This is a genomic window from Pseudomonas shahriarae, assembly GCF_014268455.2.
GTDB lineage: Bacteria > Pseudomonadota > Gammaproteobacteria > Pseudomonadales > Pseudomonadaceae > Aquipseudomonas > Aquipseudomonas shahriarae.
Genome location: NZ_CP077085.1, coordinates 680589 through 702137 on the forward strand (window position 1 = coordinate 680589; position 21549 = coordinate 702137).

16 protein-coding genes are annotated in these 21549 nt (G+C 60.9%); 13 read left to right on the top strand and 3 right to left on the bottom strand.

The genetic code is table 11. The features are described 5' to 3' along the window. Positions 1–5: 5 nt before the first annotated feature. On the bottom strand, positions 6–2651 hold the full coding sequence (gene aceE, locus HU773_RS03010) for a pyruvate dehydrogenase (acetyl-transferring), homodimeric type (protein WP_057958114.1): 2646 nt from the start codon (positions 2649–2651) through the stop codon (positions 6–8). A 383-nt stretch (positions 2652–3034) separates the two neighbouring features. Between aceE and glnE the strand changes: the two genes are divergently transcribed. From glnE to HU773_RS03055, 9 genes are all read left to right on the top strand, one after another. Then, positions 3035–5974, top strand: coding sequence for a bifunctional [glutamate--ammonia ligase]-adenylyl-L-tyrosine phosphorylase/[glutamate--ammonia-ligase] adenylyltransferase (gene glnE, locus HU773_RS03015; protein WP_057958115.1), 2940 nt, complete (start codon positions 3035–3037; stop codon positions 5972–5974). Between the two features lie 198 nt (positions 5975–6172). Beyond that, positions 6173–7207 carry a lipopolysaccharide heptosyltransferase II gene (gene waaF, locus HU773_RS03020; protein ID WP_115127229.1) on the top strand — a complete coding sequence of 345 codons (1035 nt, stop codon included), beginning with the start codon at positions 6173–6175 and terminating at the stop codon, positions 7205–7207. A 1-nt stretch (position 7208) separates the two neighbouring features. Continuing rightward, positions 7209–8270 (top strand): lipopolysaccharide heptosyltransferase I, encoded by a 1062-nt coding sequence (waaC, locus tag HU773_RS03025; RefSeq protein ID WP_057437702.1) that lies wholly within the window; start codon positions 7209–7211, stop codon positions 8268–8270. Continuing rightward, positions 8270–9391, top strand: a complete 1122-nt coding sequence (locus HU773_RS03030; RefSeq protein WP_115127231.1) for a glycosyltransferase family 4 protein — start codon at positions 8270–8272, stop codon at positions 9389–9391. The genes waaC and HU773_RS03030 overlap by 1 nt, the downstream gene beginning before the upstream one ends. Then, positions 9391–10197, top strand: coding sequence for a lipopolysaccharide core heptose(I) kinase RfaP (gene rfaP, locus HU773_RS03035; RefSeq protein WP_186625797.1), 807 nt, complete (start codon positions 9391–9393; stop codon positions 10195–10197). The genes HU773_RS03030 and rfaP overlap by 1 nt, the downstream gene beginning before the upstream one ends. Then, on the top strand, positions 10197–10931 hold the full coding sequence (locus HU773_RS03040; protein WP_057958119.1) for a lipopolysaccharide kinase InaA family protein: 735 nt from the start codon (positions 10197–10199) through the stop codon (positions 10929–10931). Before rfaP ends, HU773_RS03040 begins: the two co-directional genes overlap by 1 nt. Continuing rightward, complete coding sequence (locus HU773_RS03045) at positions 10928–11680, top strand: lipopolysaccharide kinase InaA family protein (RefSeq protein ID WP_057958120.1); 753 nt, start codon at positions 10928–10930, stop codon at positions 11678–11680. The genes HU773_RS03040 and HU773_RS03045 overlap by 4 nt, the downstream gene beginning before the upstream one ends. Continuing rightward, entirely contained in the window at positions 11680–13131 is a 1452-nt protein-coding gene (locus HU773_RS03050) for a lipopolysaccharide kinase InaA family protein (protein WP_170059411.1), read from the top strand. Before HU773_RS03045 ends, HU773_RS03050 begins: the two co-directional genes overlap by 1 nt. Before the next feature lie 209 nt (positions 13132–13340). After that, a complete protein-coding gene (locus HU773_RS03055; RefSeq protein ID WP_128593001.1) occupies positions 13341–13652 on the top strand; it encodes a hypothetical protein in 312 nt (103 codons plus the stop codon). A 150-nt stretch (positions 13653–13802) separates the two neighbouring features. Here the strand turns inward: HU773_RS03055 and HU773_RS03060 are convergent, their stop codons facing one another. Further along, positions 13803–15896: a TonB-dependent receptor family protein gene (locus HU773_RS03060; protein ID WP_186625798.1), complete on the bottom strand. Its 2094-nt coding sequence runs from the start codon at positions 15894–15896 to the stop codon at positions 13803–13805. A 163-nt stretch (positions 15897–16059) separates the two neighbouring features. Between HU773_RS03060 and HU773_RS03065 the strand changes: the two genes are divergently transcribed. The 4 genes from HU773_RS03065 to HU773_RS03080 all read left to right on the top strand — a co-directional run bounded on the left by HU773_RS03065 (position 16060) and on the right by HU773_RS03080 (position 20837). Further along, on the top strand, positions 16060–16401 hold the full coding sequence (locus tag HU773_RS03065) for a YceK/YidQ family lipoprotein (RefSeq protein ID WP_057437310.1): 342 nt from the start codon (positions 16060–16062) through the stop codon (positions 16399–16401). 150 nt (positions 16402–16551) lie between these two features. Next, a complete protein-coding gene (locus HU773_RS03070) occupies positions 16552–18306 on the top strand; it encodes a carbamoyltransferase family protein (protein ID WP_057437314.1) in 1755 nt (584 codons plus the stop codon). Continuing rightward, positions 18299–19204: a glycosyltransferase family 2 protein gene (locus tag HU773_RS03075; protein ID WP_225923834.1), complete on the top strand. Its 906-nt coding sequence runs from the start codon at positions 18299–18301 to the stop codon at positions 19202–19204. The genes HU773_RS03070 and HU773_RS03075 overlap by 8 nt, the downstream gene beginning before the upstream one ends. 268 nt (positions 19205–19472) lie before the next feature. Next, on the top strand, positions 19473–20837 hold the full coding sequence (locus tag HU773_RS03080) for a hypothetical protein (RefSeq protein WP_225923835.1): 1365 nt from the start codon (positions 19473–19475) through the stop codon (positions 20835–20837). Between the two features lie 2 nt (positions 20838–20839). Here the strand turns inward: HU773_RS03080 and HU773_RS03085 are convergent, their stop codons facing one another. After that, positions 20840–21496: a phosphotransferase gene (locus tag HU773_RS03085; protein ID WP_186625801.1), complete on the bottom strand. Its 657-nt coding sequence runs from the start codon at positions 21494–21496 to the stop codon at positions 20840–20842. Positions 21497–21549: the final 53 nt, after the last annotated feature.

Genomic DNA, 21549 nt, shown 5'->3' on the forward strand with positions numbered 1-21549 from the left:
TCTCCTCAGCAGTCCAGTGGGTTGCGTTTTTCCGGGTTGATCCCGAACTTGACGATGGCGTCAGCCACCACCTTGGGTTCGATCTCACCACGGTCAGCCAAGGCTTCCAGGGCTGCCAACACCACAAAGTGACGGTCGACTTCGAAGAAGTGACGCAGCTTCTTGCGGCTGTCACTGCGGCCGAAACCATCGGTGCCCAGGACTTTGAATTCCTTGGACGGGACCCACTGGCGAATTTGTTCAGCAAACAGTTTCATGTAGTCGGTAGAGGCGATAACCGGCCCCTTACGGCCAGCCAGGCACTCTTCGACGTAGCTCAGCGCAGGCTTCTGGCCTGGGTGCAGGCGGTTGCTGCGCTCTACGGCCAGGCCGTCGCGACGCAGTTCATTGAAGCTGGTAACGCTCCACACATCAGCGCCGACGTTGAACTCTTCACGCAGGATCTTCGCCGCTTCACGCACTTCGCGCAGGATGGTGCCGGAGCCCATCAGTTGCACGTGGTGTGCCGCTTCCTTGGTGTCTTCTTCGAGCAGGTACATGCCCTTGATGATGCCTTCTTCAACACCGGCCGGCATGGCAGGTTGCTGGTAGGACTCGTTCATCACGGTGATGTAGTAGAAAACGTCCTGCTGCTCTTCGGTCATCTTCTTCATGCCGTCCTGGATGATCACCGCCAGCTCGTAGCCGTAGGTTGGATCAAAGGTGCGGCAGTTCGGGATGGTGGCAGCCAGGATGTGGCTGTGACCGTCTTCGTGTTGCAGGCCTTCGCCGTTCAGCGTGGTGCGCCCGGCGGTACCGCCGATCAGGAAACCACGGGTACGGCTGTCGCCTGCTGCCCAAGCCAGGTCGCCAATGCGCTGGAAGCCGAACATCGAGTAGAAGATGTAGAACGGCAGCATCGGCTGGTTGTGACTGGAGTACGAAGTACCGGCAGCGATGAAGGAGCTCATGGCGCCCGCTTCGTTGATGCCTTCTTCGAGGATCTGGCCCTTCTTGTCTTCCTTGTAGAACATCACCTGGTCTTTATCGACTGGCTCGTAGAGCTGGCCGACGGAGGAGTAGATGCCCAACTGGCGGAACATGCCTTCCATACCGAAGGTACGGGCTTCGTCCGGGATGATAGGGACGATGCGCGGGCCGATTTCCTTGTCCTTGACCAGTTGCGCGAGGATCCGCACGAAGGCCATGGTGGTGGAGATTTCACGGTCGCCCGAACCGTCAAGGATTGCCTTGAGGGTGCTGAGGTCCGGCGTCGGTACGCTGAAGCTCTGTGCGCGGCGCTGTGGCACGAAACCGCCCAGTGCAGTGCGACGCTCGCTGAGGTAGCGGGCTTCGGCGCTGTTTGGCTCGGGCTTGAAGAACGGCAGGTTCTCCAGCTCTTCGTCCTTGACCGGAATGTCGAAGCGGTCGCGGAACAACTTCAGGCTGTCGACATCGACTTTCTTGGTGTTGTGGGCGGTGTTCTTCGCTTCGCCGGCACCGGTGCCATAACCCTTGATGGTCTTGGCCAGGATGACGGTCGGTTGTTCTTTGTGGTTGACCGCTTCGTGGTACGCCGCGTAGACCTTGTACGGGTCGTGGCCGCCACGGTTGAGTTTCCAGATCTCGTCGTCGGACAGGTCGGCAACCATCGCCTTGAGTTCAGGCGTGTTGAAGAAGTGTTCACGTACGAACGCGCCGTCTTTGGCTTTGTAGTTCTGGTACTCGCCGTCGATGACTTCGTCCATGCGGCGTTGCAGGATACCGTCGACGTCCTTGGCCAGCAGTGGGTCCCAGAAACGGCCCCAGATGACTTTGGTTACGTTCCACTGGGCACCGCGGAACACGCCTTCGAGTTCCTGAATGATCTTGCCGTTGCCGCGAACCGGGCCGTCGAGGCGCTGCAGGTTGCAGTTGATGACGAAGATCAGGTTGTCCAGCTTCTCGCGGCCGGCCAGGGAGATGGCGCCCAGGGATTCCGGCTCGTCGCACTCGCCGTCGCCCAGGAAACACCAGACCTTCTGCTTGCCTTCGGGGATGAAGCCACGGGCTTCCAGGTACTTCATGAAACGTGCCTGGTAGATCGCCTGGATCGGGCCCAGACCCATGGATACGGTCGGGAACTGCCAGAAGTCAGGCATCAGCCAAGGGTGCGGGTACGACGACAGGCCGCCACCGTCGACTTCCTGGCGGAAGTTGTTCATCTGGTCTTCGGTGATGCGACCTTCCATGAACGCACGGGCGTAGACGCCTGGCGAGGTGTGACCCTGGAAGTAGATCAGGTCGCCGCCGTGTTCTTCGGTCGGGGCCTGGAAGAAGTAGTTGAAGCCAATGTCATACAGGGTTGCGCTGGAAGCGAAGCTGGAGATGTGACCGCCCAGGTCAGAATCTTTCAAGTTCGTGCGCATAACCATCGCCATCGCGTTCCAGCGTACCAGCGAGCGAATGCGGCGTTCCATGAACAGGTCGCCAGGCATGCGTGCTTCGTGGGTAACGGGGATGGTGTTGCGGTATGGCGTGGTGATGGCGTAGGGCAGTTGCGAGCCGCTGCGGGTCGCGAGTTCGCCCATACGGGTCATCAGGTAGTGAGCACGGTCTTCGCCTTCTTTGTCGAGAACCGATTCCAGGGCGTCCAGCCATTCCTGGGTTTCGACGGGATCGAGGTCTTGCATGGCTTGCTCCAGGGCGGAAAGGCTACCAGAATCGGTTGCCTGAAGTTTGCGACTGGCCTTGTGGGCAGACGACATAAATTCTTGGATGGCCGAAGGTTGCTTCGGCGTCCTGTAGTTTTACTACAAATCGTCGGCCATTTCAGCCTTTCGAATGTATATACGAGTAGTAAAACTACACAAGACCGAGGTGGTTGCTCGGTCTGGCTGGTGAGCATAATCGTTATTGTTGATCTTTTGCGAACAAGAAAAGGTAGAAGTTTAATGTTGCCTGCCAAAATTAATGATTTTTCAGCTATTTCTAACTTTTGTTCGACAGTCCTTCATCGAGCGTGGTTCTTGCGTTCACAGCCACTCGCCATTCACGCGCCGATCAAGGATAGACCATGAGCCTTCCAACGCTGGTTGAACTCCCAGCCGTTCTGTTGCCATTTGCCAACCGGGCCGAGCAGTCATTTCGTGACGCGGCGGCCATGCTGGATGCCGATCATGGCCTGTCTGCGTGGACGCCGCAACGTTGGGCCGACTTCGCCCGGGTGTGTGCCGCCAGCGATTTTGTGATTGAACAGAGTGTTCGTGACCCTTTGATGTTGCTTGAGCTGGTGGCCTGGGGCGAGCTGGACCGCGGCTTTGCGCCTGATGAGCTGTGTGGGCAGATTGCCGCAGCCGTGCAACAGGCTGAAACAGAAGATGAGCTGGGGCGTGTGCTGCGTCGCCAGCGCACCCGCCAGCAAGTGCGGATCATCTGGCGCGACCTGACCCGACAGGCGGACCTGGTACAGACCTGCCGCGACCTGTCGGACATGGCCGACGCCAGCATCGACCAGGCTTACCAGTGGCTGTACCAGCGCCACTGCGCGCAATTCGGCACCCCCATCGGCGGGCGCAGCGGCGAGCCGCAGCAGATGGTCATCCTCGGCATGGGCAAGCTGGGTGCGGTGGAACTGAACCTGTCGTCGGACATCGACCTGATCTTCGCCTACCCCGAAGGCGGCGAGACCGTGGGCGCCAAGCGGGCCCTCGACAACCAGGAGTTCTTTATCCGCCTGGGCCAGAAACTGATCAAGGCCCTGGACCCGATGACCGTCGACGGCTTTGTGTTCCGGGTCGACATGCGCCTGCGGCCCTACGGCTCCGCCGGGGCGCTGGTGTTGAGCTTCAACGCATTGGAGCAGTACTACCAGGACCAGGGCCGCGACTGGGAACGCTACGCGATGATCAAGGCGCGGGTGGTGGCCGGCGACCAGGTGGCCGGCGCGCAACTGCTCGACCTGCTGCGCCCGTTTGTCTATCGGCGTTACCTGGACTTTTCTGCGATCGAAGCGCTGCGCACCATGAAGCAGTTGATCCAGCAGGAAGTGCGGCGCAAGGGCATGGCTGACAACATCAAGCTGGGGGCGGGCGGCATCCGCGAGGTGGAGTTTATCGCCCAGGCGTTCCAGCTGATTCACGGTGGCCGCGACCTCAGCCTGCAACAACGGCCGCTGCTGAAGGTGCTGGGCACCCTGGAAGGCCAGGGCTACCTGCCGCCGGCGGTGATTGCCGAGTTGCGTGCCGGCTATGAGTTCCTGCGCTACACCGAGCATGCGATCCAGGCCATTGCCGATCGCCAGACGCAAATGCTGCCCAACACGGACGAGGACCAGGCGCGCATTGCCTTTATGTTGGGTTTTGCCAACTGGACGGCGTTCCATGAACAGTTGATGTATTGGCGTGGCCGGGTGGACTGGCATTTCCGCCAGGTGATTGCCGATCCGGACGAAGAGGAGGGGGTGGAAAGCGAATTGGTGGTGGGTGGCGAGTGGCTGCCCTTGTGGGAAGAATCCCAAAATGAGGAGGCCGCCTGTCGCCAATTGGCCGAAGGCGGCTTTGCCGACGCGCCCAAGGCCCTGAAAGCCTTGGCCAGCCTGCGCGGCAGCCCGCAATTGCGCGCGATGCAGCGCCTGGGGCGTGAGCGTCTGGATGCGTTTATCCCGCGCCTGCTGGCCCAGGCTGTCGAACATGCCAACCCGGACCTGGTGCTGGAGCGTGTGCTGCCGTTGGTAGAGGCCGTCGCGCGGCGTTCTGCTTATCTGGTGCTGTTGACGGAAAACCCTGACGCCTTGCGTCGGTTGTTGACCCTGTGCGCCGCCAGCCCGTGGATTGCCGAGCAGATCACCCGCTTCCCGCTGCTGCTGGACGAATTGCTTAACGAAGGCCGCCTGTTCAAACCGCCCTTGGCGCCGGAACTGGCCGCCGAACTGCGCGAGCGCCTCACACGCATCCCTGAGGATGACCTTGAGCAGCAAATGGAAGCCCTGCGCCACTTCAAGCTGGCGCACCGGTTGCGGGTCGCGGCCTCGGAAATCGCTGGCAGCCTGCCGCTGATGAAGGTCAGCGACTACCTGACCTGGCTCGCCGAGGCGATTCTGGAGCAGGTGCTGGCCCTGGCCTGGCGCCAGACCGTGGCCCGCCATGGTACGCCGCAACGCCTGGACGGTACCTTGTGCGACCCCGGATTTATCATCGTCGGTTATGGCAAGGTCGGCGGTATCGAACTGGGGCATGGCTCGGACCTGGACCTGGTGTTTATCCACGACGGTGACCCCCAGGCCGAAACCGACGGCGCCAAGCCGATTGATGGCGCGCAGTTCTTTACCCGACTGGGCCAGCGGATCATTCACCTGCTGACCACCCAGACCAACTCTGGGCAATTGTACGAAGTGGATATGCGCCTGCGACCTTCTGGCGCATCCGGCCTGCTGGTCAGCTCCCTGGGGGCATTTGCCCGTTATCAGGAAAACGAGGCCTGGACCTGGGAGCATCAAGCCCTGGTGCGCGCGCGGGTGCTGGTCGGCAGCCAGGACGTGGGCCGGGCGTTTGAGGCCGTACGGGCGCGAGTACTGGGGCGCACGCAGGACCTGGCGAAGCTGCGCCAGGAGGTCAGCGAGATGCGCGCCAAGATGCGTGACAACCTGGGCACCAAGTCGACCGCAGCCGGCACCGCGGCGAATGCCTTCGAGCCCACGGCGCTGTTCGATCTCAAGCAGGACGCAGGAGGTATCGTCGATATTGAATTTATGGTGCAATACGCCGCTTTGGCGTGGTCTGCGCAACATCCATTGCTGCTGCGCTATACCGACAATATCCGCATCCTGGAAGGCTTGGAGCAGGTCGGGCTGATGCCCGCCGCCGATGCCCACCTGTTGCGCGAGGTGTATAAGGCCTACCGCTCGGCAGCCCATCGCCAGGCCTTGCAGAACGAGGCGGGTGTGGTGGCCGGGGATCAGTTTGCCGACGAACGGCGGCAGGTGAAACGGATCTGGCAAGAACTGGGGTTAAGCTAAAACACTACGGCGACCCCAATTGAATGTGGAGACCGGCTTTAGGTGGAAGCGGGCGGGCCCGCGATGCAGGCGCTGCGGTCTGGCTGACAGCACGCGGTGATGCTATCGCGGGCCAGCCCGCTCCCACACAAGCCGTGACCTACAGTAATTATCGAGGCGGGGAGGCATGAGCCTCCCCGAATCGTTTGTGGAAACTACATGAATATTCTGATCGTTGGGCCCAGTTGGGTCGGTGACATGGTAATGGCGCAGACACTGTTCCAGTGCCTGAAACAGCGTCATCCCGACTGCCAAATCGACGTGCTCGCCCCCGAGTGGAGCCGGCCGATCCTGGAGCGCATGCCCGAGGTACGGCAGGCCTTGAGCTTCCCGCTCGGCCATGGCGCGCTGGAGCTGGCGACCCGGCGGCGGATCGGCAAGTCTCTGGCCGGCCAGTACGACCAGGCGATCCTGCTGCCCAACTCGATGAAGTCGGCCCTGGTGCCGTTCTTCGCCGGCATCCCCAAGCGTACCGGCTGGCGCGGTGAGTTCCGCTATGGCTTGCTCAATGACGTGCGCAAGCTCGACAAGGCCCGCTACCCGCTGATGATCGAGCGCTTCATGGCCCTGGCCTATGCGCCCAATGCCGAGTTGCCGACGCCGTATCCACGGCCGAGCCTGCTCATCGACCCGGTCACCCGCGACGCGGCCCTGGCCAAGTTCGGCCTGAGCCTCGATCGGCCGGTGCTGGCGCTGTGCCCAGGCGCCGAGTTTGGCGAGTCCAAGCGCTGGCCGTCGGAGCATTACGCCAAGGTCGCCGAGCTGAAAATCCGCGAAGGTTGGCAAGTCTGGCTGTTTGGCTCGAAAAACGATCACTCGGTGGGCGAGGATATCCGCCAGCGCCTGATCCCCGGCCTGCGCGAAGAAGCGGTCAATCTCAGTGGCGATACGTCATTGGCCGAGGCCATCGACCTGCTGTCCTGCGCCGACTCGGTGGTGTCCAACGACTCCGGCCTGATGCACGTGGCCGCCGCGCTGAACCGCCCGCTGGTGGCGGTGTACGGCTCCACCTCGCCGGGCTTTACCCCGCCATTGGCCGACAAGGTCGAAGTGGTGCGCCTGGGCCTCGATTGCAGCCCGTGCTTTGACCGCACCTGCCGTTTCGGCCACTACAATTGCCTGCGCCAGTTGCTGCCCGATGCGGTAGCCGAAGCCTTGCAGCGTTTGCAGGGCAACGTGGTCGAGGTTCATTGAGTTGCGGGTACTGGTAATCAAGACCTCATCCCTGGGCGATGTGATCCACGCCTTGCCGGCATTGACCGACGCGGCCCGGGCGATCCCGGGGATTCGCTTTGACTGGGTGGTGGAAGAAGGCTTCGCCGAAATCCCCACCTGGCACCCGGCGGTGGACAAGGTGATCCCCGTGGCGATTCGCCGCTGGCGCAAGAACCTCTGGCAGACCTTCAAGAGTGGCGAGTGGCGCCGCTTCAAGAAGCAGATCCAGTCGACTAAATACGACCTGGTAATCGACGCCCAGGGCCTGCTTAAAAGCGCCTGGCTGACCCGCTATGTGCGGGCGCCGGTGGCGGGCTTTGACAGAGATTCAGCTCGCGAACCCATTGCTGCGCGCTTCTATTCCCGGCGCCTGGCGGTTGCTCGTGGCCAGCATGCGGTGGAGCGCCTGCGCCAGCTGTTCGCCGTGGCCCTGGGCTATGACCTGCCCAAAGGCCTTGGGGATTACGGCCTGAGCACTGAGAAACTGCTCGGCCTGCCGCCGAAGAAGCCTTTTGTGCTGCTGCTGCACGGCACCACCTGGGACACCAAGCACTGGCCCGAAGCCTACTGGCGCGAGTTGGCCGAGCGCATGGGCAGCCTGGGAGTGGATGTGAAACTGCCGTGGGGCAATGCCGCGGAAAAAGCCCGCGCCGAACGCCTGGCCCAGGGCCTGGCCAATGCCGAAGTCTTGCCCAAGCTGAACCTGGCCGGTGTGGCGCGGGTATTGGCCGGCGCCAGGGCCTGTGTGGCGGTGGATACCGGCCTCGGGCACCTGGCCGCTGCGCTGGATGTGCCGACGATCTCCCTGTTCGGCCCGACCAACCCGGGCCTGACCGGTGCCTATGGCAAGGCGCAGATTCATCTGGGCAGCGATTTCCCCTGCGCGCCCTGCCTGCAAAAGAAATGCACCTACCAACCGAGCGCTGAAGACCAGCGCCGGTTTGATCTCAAGCGCGAGTGGCCACTGTGCTTTACTCGCCTGAACCCTGAGCGTGTGGCCAGCCGACTGAGCACGTTGTTATTGGCTGAGGAGCTGCACTGATGCAACTGGCATTTGTACTGTACAAATATTTCCCCTTTGGTGGCTTGCAGCGCGACTTCATGCGCATCGCCCTGGAGTGTCAGCAGCGCGGTCACCAGATTCGTGTGTACACCTTGATCTGGGAAGGCGACGTGCCACCCGGTTTTGAAGTGCTGGTGGCGCCGGTCAAGGCGTTCTTCAACCATCGGCGCAACGAGAAGTTGACCGCCTGGATGCAGGCCGACCTGGCCAAGCGCCCGGTGGACCGCTTGATCGGCTTCAACAAAATGCCCGGCCTGGATGTGTACTACGCGGCAGACGGCTGTTTTGAGGACAAGGCGCAGAACCTGCGGCATTCGCTGTATCGCAGCTTTGGCCGCTACCGGCACTTTGCCGAGTACGAGCGCGCGGTGTTTGCCAAGGAGGCCAAGACCCAAGTGCTGATGATCTCCGAGGTCCAGCAGCCGCTGTTTATCAAACACTACGACACACCGCTGGCGCGCTTCCACCTGCTGCCACCGGGCATCGCCCAGGACCGTCGGGCGCCGCCGAATGCGGCCGAGATCCGCGCCGGCTTCCGTGCCGAATTCAACCTCGCGGACGACGATCTGCTGCTGGTGCAGATCGGTTCGGGCTTCAAGACCAAGGGCGTGGACCGCAGCCTCAAGGCGCTGGCCGCACTGCCGCCAGACCTGAAGAAGCGCACCCGCCTGTTTGTAATTGGCCAGGACGACCCCAAAGTATTCCAATTGCAGAGTGCTACCCTGGGCCTGGGCGACAATGTGCAGTTCCTCAAGGGGCGCAGTGATATCCCGCGTTTCCTGCTGGGCGCCGACCTGTTGATTCACCCGGCGTACAACGAAAACACCGGGACTGTGCTGCTCGAAGCCCTGGTGGCCGGGTTGCCGGTACTGGTCACAGCGGTGTGTGGTTATGCCCATTACATCAGCGAAGCTGATTGCGGGCGTGTGCTGGACGAGCCTTTCGAACAGGCCCAGCTCAACCAGTACCTGGCCGGGATGCTCAGTGATCAGCAGCAACGTGCGGCCTGGAGCCGCAATGGTCTGGCCTTCGCCGAGACGGCCGACCTCTATAGCATGCCGCAGCACGCTGCGGATGTAATTCTGGCGGAGCAACACTGATGAAGTTGATTCTTGCCGAACCGTTCAAGAGCCTTTGGGCCGGGCGCGATGCGTTCGCCGAAGTCGAGCTGTTGGAGGGTGAGGTTTACCGTGAACTGGAAGCCCGTCGCACCTTGCGCACCGAGGTGGATGGACGCGGCTACTTTGTGAAAATCCACCGTGGCATCGGCTGGGGTGAAATTTTCAAGAACCTGTTCACCGCCAAACTGCCGGTGCTGGGTGCCGGGCAGGAGTGGCAGGCAATTCAGCGCCTGCACGAAGTGGGCGTACCGACCATGACCGCCGTGGCCTACGGCGAGCGCGGCGCCAACCCGGCCGACCAGCATTCCTTTATTGTCACCCAAGAGCTGGCACCGACCATCAGCCTGGAAGACTTGAGCATGGACTGGCTCAAGCAGCCACCCGAGCCGCGTCTCAAGCGCGCGCTGATTGCCGAGGTGGCCCGCATGACCGGGATGATGCATCGCGCTGGCGTCAACCATCGTGACTGCTACATCTGCCACTTCCTGCTGCACACCGACAAACCGCTGACGGCCGATGACTTCAAACTGTCGGTGATCGACCTGCACCGTGCCCAAGTGCGCCCGCGCATCAGTCAGCGCTGGCGCAACAAGGATTTGGCGGCCCTGTATTTCTCGATCCTGGATATCGGCCTGACCCGCCGCGACAAGTTGCGTTTCCTCAAAGGCTACTTCCAGCAACCCCTGCGCCAGATCCTGGCCGAGGAAGGCGCGCTGCTGCAGTGGCTGGAGCGCAAGGCCAGCAAGCTCTATGACCGTAAAGTCCGGTACGGAGGTGCGCTCTGATGGCGGGTTGGAACCTGGAACCTGCTTACTCGGAGCTTGTGGACGATTTTGGTAGCCTCGATGCGGTGTTTGCCCTGCAAGGCGAGCGGCTGACCCGTGATCCGCTGTCCGAAGTCATTCGTGTGCAGCGCGGCGGGGTCAACTATTACGTCAAGCGCTACACCGGCGCCGGCAAGGGGTTGCGGCGTTACCTGGGCAAGCCACGGGTCAAGTCCGAATGGCAGAACCTCAAGCGCTTCGCCAAGTGGGGCATTCCCACGGCCGAAGTCGTGGCCTGGGGCCTGGAGCGCAAGGGCCTGGCCTATGATCGTGGGGCGATGATCACCCGCGAGTTGCCCCGCACCGAAGACCTGGCGGCCCTGGCCGAACGCAAGGATCCGCAATTGTCCGACCCGGTATGGGTCGACAAGGTCAGCCGCCAGCTCGCCGAATACACCCGGACCATGCACGACCACCGGTTTACCCACAACGATTTGAAGTGGCGCAACCTGTTGATCGACGACCAGCAGACCCTGTACCTGATCGACTGCCCCAACGGCGACTTCTGGCGCGGGTTCTGGCTCAAGTACCGGATCACCAAGGACCTGGCGTGCCTGGACAAGGTTGCCAAATACCACTTGTCGGCCACCCAGCGCCTACGCTTCTACATGCAATATTGTCGGCGCAAGCACCTGAATACGTCGGATAAACAGCGGATTCGCCATGTGCTGAAGTTTTTCGAGGGACGCGAATGAATGACTTCCTGGCAACTGAAGACCGGGCCTTGCTGGAGCGCAATGGCCTGGCTGACTTCGACGCCCTGTGGGCCAGGCAACTGGACGCAGTGGATGAGCCCAACACCAGTCGCGGCGGCTGGAGCAGTGTGTTCCGCCTGGAACTGGAAGGCCGTGGCTTTTACCTCAAGCGCCAGAGCAACTACCTGACGCGCACCCTGCATCGGCCCTTTGGCGAGCCGACCTTTGCCCGTGAGTTTCGCAATATCAGCCGCTATCGGCAGAAGGCGATCCCGGCCTTGCAGGCCGCCTTTTATGGCGAGCGCAAGGTTGCCGGCGAATACCGCGCCTTGCTGCTGACCCGCGCGTTGGATGGCTGGAATGACCTGGACTCATTGCTTGAGCAGTGGCCGGCCCTGAGTGCCGCCCAGCACCACGCGATCCTCGTGGCTTGCGGCCAATTGGCGCGCAAGCTCCATGGCGTCGGCCAGGTGCATGGCTGTTTTTACCCTAAACATATCTTCCTGCAGGCCACCGGCGACGGTTACGCGGCGCAGTTGATCGACCTGGAAAAAACCCGGCCGCTGTTGCTGGGCCGGCGTGATCGGGTCAAAGACCTTGAGCCATTGCTGCGCCGTGCCGGCGCATGGACATCTGCGCAGGTGCGGCAATTCCTGGCGGCCTACCTCGACCAGCCGGAGGACAGTTCGCTGGTGGATACCTGGGCGCAGTACCTGGCGGGGCGGCGCAGTCACAAGGAGGCCCGCTGATGCGGTTGTCTGAGCTCAAAAACGCCGGGCGTACGCCCACGTTGCCCTTGAGTATTGAGTTGGCGGATGCAGCGGGCCCTGGGCAGTTGCAACTGCTGAGCCTGTTGCGGGTGTTGCCCGGCCAGCGTTATGTGGGCGCGGCCATCTGGCGTGGCCGGCCGGTGCTGGCCAAGTTGCTGGTGGGTAGCAACGCCGCCCGACATTTCCAGCGCGAACTCCAGGGCGTGCGCCTGCTCGCCGAGCAAGGCCTCACTACCCCACTGTTGCTCGCCGACGGCCTGCAAGACGGTGAGGGCGGCTGGCTGCTGTTCGAGTTTCTGGAAGGGGCCCAAAGCCTGGCCGACGCCTGGGCGGCAGTCGAAGCCTTGCCGCCCTTGGCCGATGAGCAACAGGCGGTACTGGCCGAAGCGCTGGGTGCGATTGCCCAGATGCACGCCAAGGGTTTGTGGCAGGAAGATCTGCACCTGGATAACCTGATGCGTCAGGCGGACAAGCTGTATTTGATCGACGGGGGGGGCATCTGCGTCGAACAGGCGGGTAAACCTCTGTCACGTAACCGGGTGCTGGAAAACCTCGGGGTGTTTTTTGCCCAGTTACCGAGCGACCTCGAACCGTTTACCGAAGAATTACTGGTGCACTACCTGTTAAGCAACGGCGAGCACGCGTTGCCCCTGGAAGCCTTGCAAAAACAGGTGCGCAAAGTGCGCGCCTGGCGCCTGAAAGACTTCATGGGCAAGATCGGCCGTGAGTGCACCTTGTTCAGCGTAGTGCGCGGGGCCTTTGGGCTGCGCGCCATCCGGCGTGAAGAAGAAGCTACCCTGCTGCCGGTACTGGCAAACGTCGATAGGCTTGTCGACCAGGGCCAAATGTACAAGGCCGGCGCCTCGGCCACGGTGGCCGGGGTTGATGCTGCGGGGCGGCCGCTGGTGATCAAGCGTTACAACATCAAGGGTTTTACACACTGGCTCAGGCGCTTCTGGAGGCCCAGCCGCGCCTGGCACGCCTGGAGCGAAGGCAACCGCCTGACATTCCTGGGGATTGCCACGCCCAAGCCCCTGGCGCTTCTGGAGCGACGCTTTTTCTGGCTGCGCAGCCGGGCTTATCTGGTCACCGAGCACCTTTCCGGGCCCGACCTGATCGAGCACCTGGCCCCTTACGTGGACAGCGGCGAGGTGCCCGAGCCTGAGCTGCTGGCCCTGGATCGCCTGTTTGGCGAGCTGATTCGCGAGCGGATCAGCCATGGTGACTTCAAGGGGCGCAACCTGTTCTGGCAAGGAGGGCGTTGGGTGCTGATTGATCTGGATTCGATGTGTCAGCATGGCTCGCTGAGCAGCTTCGCACCGGCGTTTGCCAAGGACCGTGCGCGGTTTATGCGCAACTGGCCGGCTGATAGTGCTTTGTATCGTGTGATTGATCAGCGCTTGCCCAAGGTGAGCGAGTTAGTTGGGTGATCCGCGTTAGGCCGTCATAAGTCGTAGCGATTTCTTCAGGTCTGGGAAATCACAGTGTTTTCGAAGGCAAGGGGCATTACTTAATATTTTGATTAAGTAGTGCTCTGGACATTGTTTGTTGGGGTTAATAGGTTGTATCGACGCTTGATAGGAATATCTTACATAGATGTTTATTGAGTGGTCGAAATGTTAATTCCGGGGGTGTGCAAATGACTTCGATAACAGGCTTTCATCCGTTTTCTTTTTACAGTGATCTGGCCGGTAAAAATAAGCCGATAGATCCGGTGAATCCAACAAGCCCAATAGATAAAGTGCAGTCGGGTGTGCGCAATCCAAAGGACACAACCGCTGGTGATGATGCCGAATTTTTTAACGCCGATACCCAGGAATGGCAGCCAACCGCCTCTAATGGCAAAGGTGATGGCGGTTATGTGAACTTCGGTGATCCCTATCGAGAGCCCATAGATCATGAGCTGGTTTACGGAACCAATGGGGAGTGGCAATTAAAAGCTGATGGATGATTGCTTAAAAGTTGAGTGGGTATTTTTGTTTGTGGTTCTTTGTAATTTTGGTGGGTACTTTTCAAAGTGTAGGGGGCGGGTTATAGGAAGTTTCTGTTATTAATGTGGGAGCCAAATGGGCAATGTTATTTGCCCATTGGTTTTTATCACTCAAAAGCTGTACTGGGCTCCTGCGCCCGCATACCACGACCTGCCGGGCGCGGCTTCGTAATAACGATCGTTGCCATCGCCGACAATCACCGAACCGATGTACTGGCGATCCAGCAGGTTGTCCAGGCGCAGGGTCTGGTGAAAGGTCCAGTGTTCGACTTTCTGTTCAAAGCGTGCACGCCAGTTGAAAACGCTGTAAGCCGGAGCAGCATGCTTCTGGTTGGTGTCTTCGACATAGATCTTGCTGCGGTACATGCCTTCGACGGCGGTGCTGACCCAGTCCCGTGGTTTCCAGTTCAGTTCGGCAAAGAGCGTGGTCTGTGGGACGCCGGGTAGGTAGTTGCCCTTCTCCACGGTTTTGCCGCTGTTGCTGAAGTTGCTGTCGTAGGTGGCTTGCAGGCGGGTGTAGGCGAGGTTGGCGCTCCACTGTTCGCTCAGTTGGCTTTCGATACCCAGCTCAAAGCCACGGCGCAGGGTGCGGCCGGCGTTTTGGTAGCTGGTGCGTCCGCCATTGGACTGTGCGACTACCAGCTCATCCTCGGTGGTGATCTGGAACACAGCGGCATTGACCCGCGTGCTGTTGTTCACCTGCGCCTTCAAACCCACTTCATATTGAGTGCTTTCTGACGGCTTCAGGCCAAAGTTGAAACCTTCGATGGCGCCCGGGGCGTAGGCCATTTCGGCCTGGGTCGGCGTTTCGAAGCCCTTGCCAGCGCTGACATAGCCGTGCAGCTCAGGGGTAAACGCGTACATCACGCTCATCGACGGCGTGTTCTTCTGGTAGGTCTTGTTGCCACTGGCATCGCCATTGCTCAGGAACTGGTCATCGACGTCCATTTCCATGGTGCTGTGGCGCAGCCCGGCTTGCAGGGTCCAGCGGTCGATGGCCCAGTTGGCCTGGATGTACGGGTCGAGGCTGCGGGCGGTGTCGATTTCATTGCGGCGCAATTCGCCTTTCACGCCGAGGGTGTTGCCGCTGTAGTTCTGGTAGCCGTGACGGCTATCTTCGCTCTGGTCGAAGTCCAGGCCGGTGATGATCATCAATTCGCCCGGCACGCTGTCGATGGGCTGCATCCAGCGCACGCCGCCGCCGTAGAACTTGCGGTCGAATTGCACGACGCCGCCGCCGCGTTCGTTGCTCGGAACACCCTTGGGAATCGACAAATACTGAATCACACTCCTGCGCCCGGTGTAGGCATTCACCTGCAATGTCGCATCGCCAATGTACCGCTCGTAATTCATCCCTACCTGTTGGTGATCAATGCTCTTGCGTGTGTTGTACGCCAGGGCATTGCTGCTCACCGAGCGCGGGTCGGCCTTGTAGCCTGCCCAGGTCTGCCCCAGCGGGTCCTTGGTGCCGTTCTGCTCCAGGCTGCTGTAGATCAGGGCCAGCTTGCTGTCGTCATCGGGCTCGAGGTTGAGCTTGGCGAAGGTCTGGTCGCGGCGGGCGCTGCTGTGGTCGCGGTAGCCGTCGGTGTCCATGCGTGAGGCATCGAGGACAAAACCGGCGCCCTGCACCGCGCCCTCGGCGCTGAGGTGATGCTTGTTCAGGCCATCGCTGCCGACCAGGGTTTCGGCGCCGATACGGGGTGGGCCTTCGCCGTTGCGCGAGAACATCTGGATCACCCCGCCGGCGTTGCTGCCATACAGGGTGGCGGCCGGGCCGCGCAGGACTTCGATGCGGTCGGCGGTGTCGAGGTTGAAGGTGGCGGCCTGGCCCTGGCCGTCCGGGGTGCTGGCGGGGATGCCATCGGCAATCAGTTTGATCCCGCGTACGCCAAACGCCGAGCGCGCGCCAAAGCCACGGGAGGAAATCTGCAGGTCCTGGGCATAGTTCTGGCGGTTCTGCACCACTAGCCCCGGCACGCGGGACAGGGCTTCCGAGGCATTGATGCCCAGCTGGCCGTCGCTGATCTGCTCACGGCTGATGCTGTCCACCGAGTAGGGCAGGTCGAAACTGCGGCTGGCACTACGCGAGCCCGTCACCACACTGGGGTCGAGAATCAGTGGGGCCTCTTCGGCCAGGGCCGTTTGCTGCAGGCCCAGCAGGCTGGGGAGCAACATCGCAAAACAGGTGGGAGCAACAACTTTCATGAGCGAACCAACTTCTATGACGCGCAGCGCGGGCGCGGAAAAAAGGGCGCGAGTTTAACGATTCTGCGTGGCGTTTCCGACGAATATTCCCGCAAAATGCCGGCATATTCGTCTTACGCCATCTTGGGTTAGGCTGTCCGCCCCATGCCAAAGAGGGTTGCCCGTGAATCCTACAAATATTCTGCTGCTTGCCGCCATTGTCCTTTCGACCACCGCCTGCGGCACCCTCGACACGGTGTTTCGCGAAGACGCAGTAGCCAGCCAGAAACTCAAGGACCTGCGCAGCCACTGCGAGAGCGTGCCCCGTATCTACAGCGGGGTGGTGTATGACTTCTGCTCCCTGAATGGCGAACCCAACGGCAAGAAAAGCCTGGAAGACCAGCAGATTGCCTCGGTACCCTGGATTGCCATTGATTTTGCCCTGTCGGGTGTCCTCGATACTTTGGTACTGCCCTACACCGTCTACCGACAGAACCGCGATGGCAGTATCGAGATTTTCCGATGATGCCTCTTGTTTCTCCCTGCCATTTGCGGCTAGAGGCGTTTTGCCGCTTTTAAGCTATAATCCCGCCCTTTAGCTTTTCTCGCCGAGGCGAGGGGCACATATTTTTCAGGCGCCAGCGCCTGCATGCAGACTAAAAGAGGCTAGACCCCAGTGGCATTGACGATTCTTGGCCTGTCCGGCGCCCTTAGCCATGATCCTTCCGCAGCCCTGTATATCGACGGCAAGCTGATCGCGGCGGCCGAAGAAGAGCGCTTCGTACGTGATAAACATGCAAAGAACCGCATGCCCTACGAATCGGCGAAGTTCTGCCTGGAACAGGCTGGCATCAAACCCTCCGACGTTGATGTGGTGGCGATCCCGTTTGCCCCGATCAGCTTGTTCGGCGAGGCTCGCTGGCACTATGCCAAGCGTTACTGGTACGCCCCGGACCGCGCCCTTGACGCGATCCTGATGGGCAACCGGCGCTACAAGCGCTATCGCAACAAGATTGTCTGGTGCCTGGAGCAACTGGGCTTCGATCCGAAGAAGATCAAGATCGAACCGGTTGAACACCACCTGGCCCACGCCTCCAGCGCCTATCACTGCTCGGGCTTCCAGGAGAAGACCGCGATCCTCGGGATCGACGGTAAAGGCGAGTACGCCACGACCTTCTTCGGTTATGGCGAGAACGGCAAGATCCACAAGATCAAAGAATTCTACGACCCGGACTCCCTGGGCGGCCTGTACGGCGCGATCACCGAGTTCCTCGGTTTCGAGATGCTCGACGGCGAGTTCAAGGTCATGGGCATGGCACCCTATGGCGATGCCAGCAAGTACGATTTCTCGCGCCTGGCCTCTTTTGAAAATGGCGAGTTGGTGATCAACACCGACTATGCCAACGTCATCGGCCTGCGCCGCTATAAAGAGAAGGGCAAGGGCTTCTACTTCTCGCCAAAACTGATCGAGTGGCTGGGCCCCAAGCGCGAAGGCGATATCGCCGACGAGCCGTACATCCACTACGCGGCCAGCATGCAGGCTCTGTTCGAGAAGCTGTCGTTGCAGATGATCGACCATTACCTGGGCGATATCCTCAAGGAAACCGGCAAGCTGGCCTTCGCCGGCGGCTGCGCGTTGAACGTCAAGTTGAACCAGAAGATCATTGCCCGCGATGACGTCAAGGAGCTGTTCGTGCAGCCGGCGTCCGGCGATGCCGGCACCGCCGTGGGCGCGGCGGCCTATGTGTCCCATGCCCGTGGGGTACCGGTAGAGAAGATGGAGCACGTCTATCTCGGCCCGTCCTACAGCAACGAAGAAGTGATTGCCGCGTGTGCCAAGCACCCGAGCAAGCCGAAGTGGCGCCAGATCGACGATATGCCCAAGCGCATCGCCCAGATCATGGTCGACGGCAACCCGGTAGCCTGGTTCCAGGGACGCATGGAGTTCGGTCCGCGCGCCTTGGGCGGTCGTTCGATCATCGGTTGCCCGAGCGCCGTGGGCGTGGCTGACCGGATCAACCACCAGATCAAGTTCCGCGAGCGCTGGAGGCCCTTCTGCCCGTCGATGCTCGACACCGTGGCCCCGCAGATGATCAAGGTCGATCACCCGGCCCCGTTCATGACCTTCACCTTTGAAGTCGCCGAAGAGTGGAAAACCCGCGTGCCGGAAGTGGTCCATGAAGATGGCACCTCCCGCGCCCAGGTGCTCAAGCGCGAGTACAACCCGCGCTACTACGACATGATGAAAGAGCTGGAAGTGCTGACCGGCAACGGTGTGTCCCTGAACACCTCGCTCAACCGCCGTGGCGAAGCAATGATCTGCTCGCCGACCGACGCATTGAACATGTTCTTCGGCTCCGACCTGCAGTACCTGATCATGGAAGACATCCTGGTCGTCAAAGATGGTGTGGAAGGGCAAGCCGTTGACTGAAGCACTGATTGGCGTCGTCATCCCTGCCTACAACTACGCGCGCACCCTGGGGCGCGCGGTTGAGTCGGTGCTGGCGCAACTCGACGAAGCCGATGCGCAGTTGTTGGTGATTGATGACGGCTCTACCGACGACACGCCGCAGGTGCTGGACGCTCTGCTGGCCAAGCACCCCGGACGCTTCCAGGTGCTGCGCAAGCCCAATGGCGGCCTGGCCTCAGTGCGCAATCGTGGCATTGAGGAGTCTGCGGGCCAGTACCTGATGTTCCTGGACGCCGATGATGAAATGGCCCCGGGCGCCCTGGCCCTGGTTGCGCAGCATATTGCTGCTCACCCGGATAGCCGCCTGATCATCGGTGGCCACTGGTCGGTATTTGAAGATGGCAAGCGCCGCCTGCATGCCGTCAAGCCGTTGCCTGCGACGCCTTATCTGCGGGTGCGCGGGTATTTGCTGGACAAGACCATCGCCATCTCCAATGGCGCCTGCGCCATGCACCGGGAGATTTTTGCGGTAGGCAACTACCCGGAGCGCATGCGCAACGCCGAGGATATCCCGGTGTTTGCCCAGGCCCTGGCGCGCGTGCCCTGCACGGTTATCGACCAGCCGCTGGCGTTGGTCTACAAACATGCGGACAGCTTGCGGCATGACATCAAGCACAGTGTGGCGGCAGGCGTGAGTCTGGTTGACGAGGTGTTTTCGCCAGTGCGTATGCCGGCAGAGTTGCAAGGCTTGCGCCGTGCGTTTCTCGCGCAGCGCTGCCTGTCTTTGTTTCGCAATTGCTTCAGTGCTGGGGAGTACACGCTTGCCAGGCAGTTTTACTGCCAGGCGGTGCGTACAGACTGGCGCGCCCTGACGCGTTGGTCGTACACACGCAAGGCGCTTCAGCTGATGTTCAAGTAAGCGTTTTGTAGCCTGTTACGCTACGCCTGGAATGACCTATGAAGCGCCTGAGTTGATTGCAATGACCGGGCGTTGGTTTTTTGTGGCGTGGTGGTTTTTCTGGAATATATGTTTCCAAATCTTGTGCGCACGATGTGACGCCAGGTTTTAAGGGGGGGGTGTGGTTGGAATAGGCAGTAAATTTTGGGCCCGGGTGTTGAGTGTTGTCGTCGAACATCCCGTTCGAGTGGCATTTTTCGGGAGTCTGCTGCTATCCCTGATCGCCATATTGGGCGCAGCGACGGTCGGGCGTGATGCGGCTTTCTACCTGACCATTGCCCAGACCGCTTACGTCCACGGCCCGAAAGCCGCCTTTGCCCTGTTCAACTGGCCCTGGTTCTCGCTGCTCCTGGCCGGCACCCATTCGGTTACAGCCCTGCCCATAGAACTGAGTGCCCACTTATGGTGTTCGCTGTTTGCCGCCGGGACCTGTGCCCTGCTGGTTGACTGCGTTCGCCAGCGCTCGGTGCAGGTTGCGCCCTGGGCCTGCCTGGTGGTGCTGGCGATGCCGGCGTTCAACGAGTTTCGCGGTGAGATCCTGCGTGAGTTCGGCTTCTGGTTTTTCTGCACCCTGACGCTTTGGCTGGCCATGCGTTGGCAGGCCCGAGGGGGGTGGCTGCGTGCGGCAACCATCCACCTGGCAATTGTCGCGGCGGCAGCCTTCCGGCTGGAAGCGTTGTTGCTGTTGCCTGCGCTGGGCTTATGGCAGTTGCCTGGCCTGTGGGTGCGTGAGTGGCGCCTGGCACTCCTGCAGTTTATTGCGCTACCGCTGCTCGGCGTGGTTGCGGGGATGGTGTTGGTCACGGCAACGGGTGGTTTTTCGTCGGCGCGCGTTGCCTACTATATGGACATGATCAACCCGAGCAGTGTCCTGGCGTCATTCGATTTGCTGCGCGAGCAGTTCGCCAACTCGCTGATCAACAAGTACTCCCGGGATGAAGCAGGGCGCATCATCTTCTTTGGCATCCTGGCGACCATGGCCATCAGCTTTGTGAATATTTGCGGTCCGTTTGCCGTGCCGTTTTTACGGGGCCGCAATTGGCAGGCGATCAAGCGCTACTGGCATGAATACCGGCCTTTTGCCTGGGCGGCGGTGTTGTACCTGCTGGTATTGTTGTTGTTCTTTATCCAGCAGCAGTTCATGAACATGCGCTACATGAGCTTCTTGAACCTGCTGTTGGTGCCAGCGTTGGCGATGGCGCTGCAGATGTTTGCCCAGCAGTTCCCGCGCCTGGGCAAGGCGCTGGTGGCGATATGCCTATTGGTGATGCTGTCCAATGTGGTGTCCACCGGGCCGGGCAAGGTCCAGTACGTCGAGGCGGGGCGCTGGATGGCGGCGAATGTCGAGCCGGATGTGCCTGCTTACTTCGATGATGGCCGTATCGGCTATTACGCTGGACGGGGTTATCTGCTCAAGAAACTGACCCGTGAAGCTGCGATGTCTCCGGCGCACGCAGGTAAATTCCGCTACTTCCTGATCGAAGCCCGCGGCAACGAGCCCTGGCTCACCAGTTGGCTGGCCGAGCGCAACCTGCGCATCGTCGAGCGCTTCGCCAATCGTCGAGGCGCCACGGTACTGGTCATCACCCAGTAAGATCAGTCCAGTAGTTGCCGCAGGCGCTCAATCAACGGCGCCTGTTGACTGCCTGCCGGCAAGCCCTGGCGATAGCCATCGAAAAAGGCTTGCCCGGCATCATCGCCCAGCAGCCACTGGCGGTCCTCAGGGTAGCGTCGCAGGTGGCTGAAGTTACGCAGGCGCTTGCTCTGGCTCAGGGGGGCGGTCTGGCAACTCAGGTCGGCAATGTCGATCAGCCCCAGGGTGTTTTCCGGTGTCAGGACCACGTTGCCAAAGTGCAGCGAGCGAAAGTACACGCCCTTCTCATGCAATTGCGCAATGAAGCTGCCAAGACGCACACGCAGGGCGTCGGCCTCGGCTGTGGCAAGCTGTAACTGGCGGATGGTTTCCCCGGCCAGCGGGCTGTAGTACACCGCATCCCGCGCAATGCTGGGGATGCGATACACCGCAATGATGCGCGGGCAGGGGATATCCCGTTGCTGCAGGGCGCGGGTGTTATTGGCGAAACGTTGTGCATACGGGTAGAACAGCGCCGAACTGAGCAGGCGCTTGCGCCGGAACAGTTTGAGCATGCAACCATCGGTCAACCGGAGCACCTTGTCGCCAGAACCATCGGCTTCCAGCACCTGCGCGCCGGCGCGCAGTGCCTCATAGGTGTTGTGATCGATTACTTGCATGCCTGACTCCCATCAATAGCCGGTTATCTTAACCGACTTGGTGCAAGGCTGGC